This window comes from Bifidobacterium sp. POST2/T3 (B1) (assembly GCF_058197115.1).
In genome coordinates this window covers 1-8,466 of sequence record NZ_JBVPQK010000099.1, presented here as the reverse complement: position 1 = coordinate 8,466, position 8,466 = coordinate 1, and the positions used below count along the sequence as shown (strand labels likewise).

Here is an 8,466-nt window from a genome sequence, read left to right as displayed (position 1 = left end):
GAGGAATGGACCTGGTTCAAGGATGCCTCCGAAGACTTCTTTGCCCAGGTCGGTGATGCCGGCGGCGCCCAGGCCCAGGGGCCCTACGATCACGACCATCCACAGGTCGCCGCCCTGCCCCACCAGGACAATTTCGTCTGCATTCAGCCAGAATCACGCGGTCAGCGCGCGGTCTGGGTCCGCAAGGACCAAACAGAATGAAGGCCGGTTCAAGCCAGGACGATCACCTGATCTTCCCTGACTTTTTGGGCCGCCCTGTAGAGGAGGCAGCCCGGATGCTTCTGGGTTGCCTGATCATCCGGGACTATGAGTCGGAGGGGAAACAGGCCTGGGTTCGGATCGTGGAAACCGAAGCCTACGATCAAAATGATCCGGCCAGCCATGCCTACCATGGACGGTCGGCCCGCAACGATGCCCTTTTCGGTCCCAGCGGACACATGTATGTCTACTTCACTTATGGAATGCACTACTGCATGAACATCTCCTGCCAGGATGACGGATTCGGTGCCGGCGTGCTGATTCGAGCCTGCCAGCCAGTGCAGGGTCTGGACCTTCTGCGCAGCCACAGGCACGGCCATCACCCGGACCGGGAACTGACCAACGGTCCCGCCAAGGTCTGCCAGGCCTTGGACATCGACAAGCGCAACTATGGCCATGACCTCAGAAAACCGCCCATCCGCCTGTCCACCGCCAGTCTGGACCGGGACGAGACCGTCACGGCAACCCCCCGAATAGGCATATCCCACGCCAAGGAGACCCTACGGAGGTTCGTCATCACCGGCAACCCCTACCTGTCGCGATGATTAGGCGAAGAACCTGCACTTCTGGCCTGTACAGCTTAAGGAGTGACTTATTGCTCGATGAAGCGGGATTCGACACAGCTCTGAAAGCGAACAAGCGAGAGAATGACAGCGGCCAGCAGAGCGATGATCAGCATGCCTATAAAACTGCCGGTCACCGGATCCAGTCCAAACGCTGTTGAGAAAGCCTTGAAAGCCCAGGTGGATGCCGTAAAACCAAGGCTGGTGGTGGCCGAGAAGACCCCCATGACCAAGGGATAGCGTCTGTGCGGAGTCAGGTTGGATAGGAGGAAGGGGCAGGTGGCCATGTTGATGGCACTGCCCGAACCAACCAAGAAGGCCGATAGGCAGACCAGCGTGAAGGAGCGGGTGGTCAGGAAGAGCAGGGCGCCCAGGGCCATCAGCAGGAAGGCGACCGGAATGGTCCATTGCCGGCAGACCCGCTTGATGCCGTTGATACTAAGCCCGATCACGACCGAGGAACCCGTGTTGAACATCAAGGCCACCCCTGCTGCACTGGTGCCGCCCAAACCGTACTTGGCTATGTAGACTGCGAGCTTGTTGTACAGGACCGCGACCAGGAAAATGCTCAGAAAACCGATGAGAATACAAGAAATGGTAGCCCACCAGCATTGTCTGCCCTTCTGCGAGGGGACTGTTTGAGGCTCTGTGGCCTTTTCCGACTCCTCCTCGACTGCACCGACTCCGGGGACCATGAAGACGACCAAAACCAAGGCAGGCAAGGCCAGGAAATAGAGCCAATAGTTGTGCAGCCACCCTCCCTTGGCCAGGACACCGCCCAAGGCAAGGACCAGCATGGAAGAGCCGTCCTGAACAGCCAGGACCAGCCCCATCAGCGCCGCCAACTGCTTCCCGCGGAAGAACCTGGCCGACAGGCTGGGGAGAACTGTAGTGGCGATGCCCACGCCGAATCCGACAACCAAGGCAAACAAGAGCAGCTGGCTTACACTACTATGCACCAAAAGGGGCATCAAGCCGCCCAGGGCGACACACAGACAACTGATGCAGGCAGCGGTTCTGAAACTCATTCTGGTCAAGAGCTGACCGAATAAAAGGGCTGAAACTATGGCCGCCGAAGAGCCAATGGAAACCACCGACTCAACGGTGGAAGGATCAGCACGAGGAAAGGATGCCTGAATGGCCGCCACGGAAGGAGAGATGATGGAGTCAAACCGCGACATGATAGCCAAGGCCATGATCCCGACCAGAATCCCAAGGTTCCGTCTGGTCAATATCCCTGTGTCCTTGGACTTAGACGCGCACGGCTCCGGTTCCACCGTTGCTGCCTCCCTCTCAATGTCAGCGGCACCATTCCTGGTTGATGGTGGGTAGTCTACTCCAGCAGCAGGGCCATGCCAACCAAAACAACCAGGAAAAGCAGATTAAGTGATGTATAGATCTTCAGGTAATCGCCTTTCTTGCTCGGATACTGCTTGACCACAGCTTTGTAGGAGATCAGCGAGGCCATTGAAGCGACCAGGGTTCCGAGCCCGCCCAGGTTGGTGCCCAGAATAATTGAGCGCCAGGCTGTCGAAAAACCTGAGACCAGGAGTGCTGTGGGCACATTGCTGATGACCTGGCTGCACAGGACCGAGGTAATCAAAGGGTGGATATTGACCAGGCCGCTGACCAGGTTATAAAACTGGGGAATCCTCCTGGCATTGCCTATGAAAATGAAGAAAGCCACGAAGGTCAGCAGCAGACCCCAGTCCACATGCAGAAAGACCCGCCTGTCGCAGATCAGAAAGGTCACAACCACCACCAGGACCATGGTCCACTGGGGAATCAGCTTGGCCACACCAAGCAGGCAGACAAGAAAGAGAAGAAGGTAGATGGCGATGCGCCATCCGCTGGACCGTTGCATCTCCTTGACCTGAGGCTGTATCCCCTCCTCCCTGGGCGCTAGAATGCTGTGACGAATCTCTTGTGCATCCATGCCCTCGAACTTATCCAAATGCTGATTCCTGAAGGCGAACCAGCAGCACAGGAAGAGCATCAGGGCCGCCACCAGAGCGTAAGGCGCCATAAGGAGGAGGAACTCCCCAGTAGGCATCTCGGAGCGGGCCTTGAGGTATAAGTTGTGAGCATTGCCAATCGGCGTCAGCATGCTGCCCACATTGGCACCCAGGGTCATCAGGGTGACGATCAGCAGAGCATGGCTTTCCAGACCGGCCATGATGAGCACAGCAATGGCGAAGGGCACGAAAGTAACCAGGGCTACATCGTTCGTGATGAACATACTGGAGAAGAAAGGCAGCGAAACCAGGACCAAGGCCAGGCCTCGCACCGAGCGGACGCGACTCAGCAGACCGGCACCAATGGCATGGAAGACCCCAATCCGCTGAAATCCGCAGACCACCATCATCAGGGATCCCAGCTGAGTGAGGGTATTGACGTGGATGTAGCCCAGATACTGCCGGTCGGGAGGAATGAGGATGCAGGATACGAGAGCGATGACTGCCGCGACGACCAGGACGGTCTCGTTTTTTAGCAGTCCGATCACCCGATGTTGCATGGTCACCTCCGGCGAACGAATTCCCCACTTAGTTTACGCGCCCGCCCATGGCTTACAGGACCTCTGCTGACGCTATTTTCCGCTCCTGAACCCGGGGTCGGGACACTCGGCGCTACTGACGGCTAGTCTGTCTGGCCCCGACTTTTGACCCTTGTCGGATAGTCACAGAGTCGGATGCCCATTAAACATGAACAGGGGTCCTGCGAATAGGTTGCACCCGCAGGACCCCTGTCAGATGGCAATATTACTTGTCATCCATTCGTTCCGGATCGGGAATCAGGTAGGACAGGGCCAGGGCAATCAGCACCAGCACTCCGCCTCCGATCATGGCGGCAACATATCCAGCGCGGGCTCCCCCGGACGCCGCCAGGCCGCTCATGAATGCGTAGAGGACCGCATAGCTCAGGCCTGAGCCCAGGTTGAAGGCTCCGGCGTTGAGTCCCGGCAGGTACCCGGTATTGTCCGCAGGAGACAGGACCACGCCCAACCCATTGAGCATGATGTTGGCCGTCCCTGCATAGGAGACGCCCAGAATCAGGGAGAGGGCCACCAGGCTCCAGATACTGGGAACCAGGCAGACGTAGATGCCGAAGACCAGTCCCAGCACGCTGACTAGCTGACCGACTCTCAGAACCTTGATGTAGCCAAAGCGCGAGGCCAGCATCCCGGCAACCGGACCAAAGACCAGACCGACCAGGGCGTAGGGGGTCAGCGTCGCAAAGGAGACGATGCTGGCTTTCAAGCCGACACCGACCTCGCCATCCTGGGCAAGGGCCGGAACGATCCCATTCATGATGGCGAAGACACCGACCATGGTGGTGAGAGTCGTCAGCAGAAGGCCCCAGGTGCGCCGCTGTCTGAGATAGGTGGTGGTGACCATGGGTGCTGACGTTGTGCTTTCAACTTTCCAGAAGATCGCGAAGAAGACCGCAGCCACCAGGATCTCGACAACCACCAGTAGCCAGCGCGCCTGGGCAAGCTTCTCGACCTCATTGATAGCCAGGTATGCGGCCAGGAAGGCGATGCAGAGGAAGACCACACCTGCCCAGTCCATGCGGGGGCGATCGTCTGCATAGCTCTCGCGGGCGAAGAGGGCCACCAGGAGTACGGCGATCACAGCAATGGCCACCATGAACCAGAAGACCGAGCGGAAACCGAAAGTGCCAGCCAGCCAACCGCCTAAGATGGCGTCCACGCCGCCGATGCCACCGTTGACCGCCGTCAAAACGGCCATGAGCCTGGCGTATCGGGCCTCATCAGTCACCTCGGCATGCAGCATGATCAGGGTCATAGGCACGACCGGACCAGCCACTCCCTGAATGACACGACCAATCATGAGCACCGTCACATTCGGTGCCAGAGCGGAAACCACGCATCCCAGCGCCGTCAGGCTCAGCATGCCCAGCAGCACCTTCTTGCGGCCGGCAAGATCGCCCAGCCGAGGCAGGAAGAGGGAGAAGACCGCGCAGGAGGTGAAGAACACCGTCTGGGTCAGTCCGATGCTGGAGCTACTGGCGTTGAGCTCGTTCCCCATGGTCGTCAGAGCCGGCGAGAGCATGGAGGCGTTGAGCTGGAAGGCGAAGACGGCGGCCATCAGGGCGGTCATCAAGGCGACGATGGAAGAGCCTGAACCGCCAGCGGTTGTGGTGGTGGGCTTGCTAGTCTTGGGTGCGGCCGTGTTCGAAGTCTTCATTGATCTCATCCAATCGCGGTGATGGCCTTGACCACCAGGTCCCAGAATCCCTGGAAGTCCAGTTTGACGGCCACCTGGGTGTGGCAGTCCTCAGCTGAGGGCTCAGGGCCGCGCAGATCGGCCACGGTCATCCCGCAGGTCAGGTCCCCACGCAGCTCCACATCAACCGGGCAACGACGGGTGCTCACAATAGAGGGGTCGATCAGATAGGCCACAGTGCACGGATCATGCACGGGCGGGTCCACGAAGTCCTGGTTATCCTGGTAGGACTTGCGGAAGAAGTCCATCAGCCCGCTTACAAAGTGGGCCAGATCGGTGCCGATGCCCTCTATGCGCTGCTGAACCTCGGGAGTGCACAGGGCCTGATGAGTCAGATCCAGCCCCACCATGGTGACCGGCCAGGGCTCGTTGAAGACGATATGTGCGGCCTCGGGATCCACTTTGATGTTGAATTCAGCGACAGCACTCCAGTTGCCCACATGGTAGCCGCCACCCATGAGCACGACCTCACGGACGCGGTCGACAATGCGGGGTTCCTTGCGGACGGCCATGGCGATGTTGGTCAAGGGTCCGGTGGGGACCAGGGTCACTGTGCCCGGCTCCTCGCGCATGATGGTGTCGATGATCCAATCGACGGCGTGGCCAGGATCCAGGGGCCTAGTAGGTTCAGGCAGCTCGACACCGTCCAGACCAGACTGGCCATGGATGGAGGCGGCCACCTCCTGAGGACGCACCAGCGGCCTATCACATCCGGCGTGGACCGGCACCTGGCGCGCATGAGCCTTCTCCAGCACAGCCCTCGCATTGTAGGTAACCTTGTCCAGACTCTGGTTGCCGCCAACCGTAGTCACTCCGATCAGGTCGATCCGCGGATCACCTACTGCCAGAAGGATAGCCACCGCATCGTCATGACCTGGATCGCAGTCCAGGATGATCTTGCGCGTCGTCATATACTCGCCTACGCCTTTCTCATGGATATGTCCTGGGCCATGGACCATGGCCCAGGACATGATACCCCTGATTGGCATTGAAACGATGTAGGCGCGTTAGGCTGGGTCGGGACCGGATGTGGCGAATCCACCCACTGCCCAGGCCAGTCGATCCCGAAGATCAGGGTCCACCGCAAATAACCCCAATCCATGCACCCCTCGTTTGAGCAACACATTGAACTCGTGCCGAAGATTATCCACAGGGTCCATCTCCTGCTCCGACCGCCGATTGGTCGCCAGCGTGTTGCAACTGAGCTTCGGTTCGAATTCGACCTTTCCATTCCTGTATGTGACCGAGGGCCCGATGATGACTCCCGCATAGTTGAGGTCAAAACCTTGGATGGTGAAGATGGAGCCGACCTCATCAATGGTGAAGGGCAGCTCGGCCCAGGCGATCCGGTGATTTGCAGCAGAGTTTCCCTGCTCCTCATATAGTTCATAATTCCAAGGCATGGCGAATTCACCATCCCCGTCCTGACCCTCTTCGGCCCACACCCATCGGCCCGAATCCTGCTGGTGTAGTACAACCTGCCAATGACGGGAGGAATCCTGTGGGTCCGGGTGATTCTGGCTGCTGTAAGGCCAGTCATAGGTGGCTAGGAGTCGGCAAAGCCCCAAGGAACCCTCGCCTCTTTGCTCCTGGTCCTTTCGGCGAATGAACTTTCTCAAAGTCTTAGGCGAATCGAAAACCTTGATCTTATAAGGACGCTCCCAAGGATCCGGATGCAGTGGGCCAATGGTGCCATCCTTGGCTGTCATCCGATCCAGCCAGGCGCAGGTTGCAGGATCAGCTTGGATACGCATCTGTTGATCCAAATGAACATGACTGACCTGGAAGATATCCTTGCGTACATGCTGACCGTCCCTTGACTTCTCGCGGATGAGCATGGGTTGCGAGAAGGTCTTATCATGCTCGGAACCAGTCAATCCCAGAAGCCGACTTTCCTGAGCATCTACGAACTGGGATCCACGCAAGACCTGTTCCGGGTCGAAGACCACGATGGCTACTTTTGCCCGCCGCAGAATGTCGTAAAGCTGGTTGCTTCCGGAGTAGCTCTGCGACCCTTGCGTCAGCAGCAGGTGCGCCTCGTCAACCAGCACCACATCCGCCTTCGCCTCGACGCTATTCATAGGGTCTGCCGCCCTGCCTGTGGACCGGCCATTTCGATGGGTGTGCTTGCTGAACCGGTTGATGAACTGGACAGCGCCAACAACGCACTGGCCGCGCTTCTTCTGCAGTCCCAGCTTCAGAGCCATTTGGTTGTAGACATTGGCCTGCTCGGCCTGGTTGACAATGATGTAGGAACGCTGTCTGGCATTTGCCGAACGGTTATCGTCCTTACCGTCCAAGTTCCCATAGATGCCATATCTGGCACATATCTGATAGAAGAGATGGCTAAGCAAAACGGTCTTGCCGGTTCCTGACATGCCCTGAACGACAATGACTCGAGTACGGGCTTTATCGTTGATCCGAACCGGGCCTATCGATTCAGTCATCGAGTGGAAACCCTCGCCGGGGTTTTGAATAATGACCGACTCCAGCGCATGCAGAACAGCTACTTCAGCTCGCCGTTGTTCGTCTGTGAGCTTGCGGAAGGGCGAGGCCTTGAACAGGGCGGAGTCCAAGATTGCCTTCTCCTCCGGAAACAGATCGGGCTCCATTTCATGCAGGATCTGCCAAGCCTTGGAAAAGATGCTGTCGAATTCATCGCTGGTGTAATACATGTCCTGAGCGTTAGTTCTACGGTTCATAACCAGCTTGACTGCATCGACGCTCTGCATATACCCCATCAACCGATTTTCCATATCCAGGGTCAGGGACTTGTTGAAGTGGCGATCACCGATGATGTACTGGCAGACCCTGTCTCGGTGATTGCGCATGAATCGCACCAGGCGTTCCCAATCCGTGCGGGTTCGTGGATCCAGCTCGATGTGCTGCCTGGTCCGAGAACGAATGTCATTGGTTTCCCCGACGTAAACCACGTAAGGGGGTCCACCGCCATGCTTTTTGCTGCTGTCCCTTTCATCAGCAGAGACAATATATACAGTGGGATAGCGTAGGAACAGCTCCTCAAGCAGCCTCTCCTCCAAATGACTGCCCTGACTGCCAACAGCTTTCGCCTGCTTGTACTCTGCAATGGCCTTGGAAAAATCCTCATCTCTGAAATCGCCATAGGGCAGAGTCATCACAACAGGCTGCGGCGCGCTTGATGAATCCATGTTTTTCACTATGCCACGAACCCATACCAATCTAATGGCAGGAGGGCCGGCTGATAGGCTCGAAATCATGATCAGCAAGGAAACAGAAACAGCGGTGATGAATTTTGTACACGAGCGCGACTGGGATCAATTCCACACGCCCGCCAACCTGGCCAAATCAATTTGCATCGAAGCTGCCGAGCTCTTGGAATGCTATCAGTGGGGGGACGATCCCAGGGACGGAGATGA

Annotated in this window: 6 protein-coding genes and 1 pseudogene; 2 read left to right on the top strand and 5 right to left on the bottom strand. The window is 57.8% G+C overall.

The features are described from left to right. Together AC0AP0_RS06220 and AC0AP0_RS06215 are read left to right on the top strand one after the other, a co-directional pair. Positions 1-201, top strand: a pseudogene (locus tag AC0AP0_RS06220) (ferredoxin); the annotation flags it as partial. Then, the gene (locus tag AC0AP0_RS06215) at positions 198-803 is read left to right on the top strand and encodes a DNA-3-methyladenine glycosylase (RefSeq protein WP_490429741.1); all 606 of its coding nucleotides are present in this window, start codon (positions 198-200) and stop codon (positions 801-803) included. The pseudogene AC0AP0_RS06220 and the gene AC0AP0_RS06215, both read left to right, overlap by 4 nt. Before the next feature lie 47 nt (positions 804-850). Here the strand turns inward: AC0AP0_RS06215 and AC0AP0_RS06210 are convergent, their stop codons facing one another. The 5 genes from AC0AP0_RS06210 to AC0AP0_RS06190 all read right to left on the bottom strand — a co-directional run bounded on the left by AC0AP0_RS06210 (position 851) and on the right by AC0AP0_RS06190 (position 8,238). After that, complete coding sequence (locus tag AC0AP0_RS06210) at positions 851-2,053, bottom strand: MFS transporter (RefSeq protein WP_490429740.1); 1,203 nt, start codon at positions 2,051-2,053, stop codon at positions 851-853. A gap of 101 nt (positions 2,054-2,154) precedes the next feature. Then, positions 2,155-3,336: an SLC13 family permease gene (locus AC0AP0_RS06205; protein WP_490429739.1), complete on the bottom strand. Its 1,182-nt coding sequence runs from the start codon at positions 3,334-3,336 to the stop codon at positions 2,155-2,157. A 244-nt stretch (positions 3,337-3,580) separates the two neighbouring features. Beyond that, on the bottom strand, positions 3,581-5,029 hold the full coding sequence (gene uriT, locus AC0AP0_RS06200; RefSeq protein WP_490429738.1) for a uridine transporter UriT: 1,449 nt from the start codon (positions 5,027-5,029) through the stop codon (positions 3,581-3,583). A gap of 5 nt (positions 5,030-5,034) precedes the next feature. Beyond that, positions 5,035-5,979: a uridine-preferring nucleoside hydrolase UriH gene (gene uriH / locus AC0AP0_RS06195; RefSeq protein ID WP_490429737.1), complete on the bottom strand. Its 945-nt coding sequence runs from the start codon at positions 5,977-5,979 to the stop codon at positions 5,035-5,037. A 96-nt stretch (positions 5,980-6,075) separates the two neighbouring features. After that, the gene (locus tag AC0AP0_RS06190; protein WP_490429736.1) at positions 6,076-8,238 is read right to left on the bottom strand and encodes a DUF2075 domain-containing protein; all 2,163 of its coding nucleotides are present in this window, start codon (positions 8,236-8,238) and stop codon (positions 6,076-6,078) included. Positions 8,239-8,466: the final 228 nt, after the last annotated feature.

Bases quoted from the DNA above. Each gene is read 5' to 3' on its own strand.
- AC0AP0_RS06190 (WP_490429736.1), bottom strand. From the start codon at position 8,238: ATGGATTCATCAAGCGCGCCGCAGCCTGTTGTGATGACTCTGCCCTAT.
- AC0AP0_RS06215 (WP_490429741.1), top strand. From the start codon at position 198: ATGAAGGCCGGTTCAAGCCAGGACGATCACCTGATCTTCCCTGACTTT.
- uriT (WP_490429738.1), bottom strand. From the start codon at position 5,029: ATGAAGACTTCGAACACGGCCGCACCCAAGACTAGCAAGCCCACCACC.
- AC0AP0_RS06205 (WP_490429739.1), bottom strand. From the start codon at position 3,336: ATGCAACATCGGGTGATCGGACTGCTAAAAAACGAGACCGTCCTGGTC.
- uriH (WP_490429737.1), bottom strand. From the start codon at position 5,979: ATGACGACGCGCAAGATCATCCTGGACTGCGATCCAGGTCATGACGAT.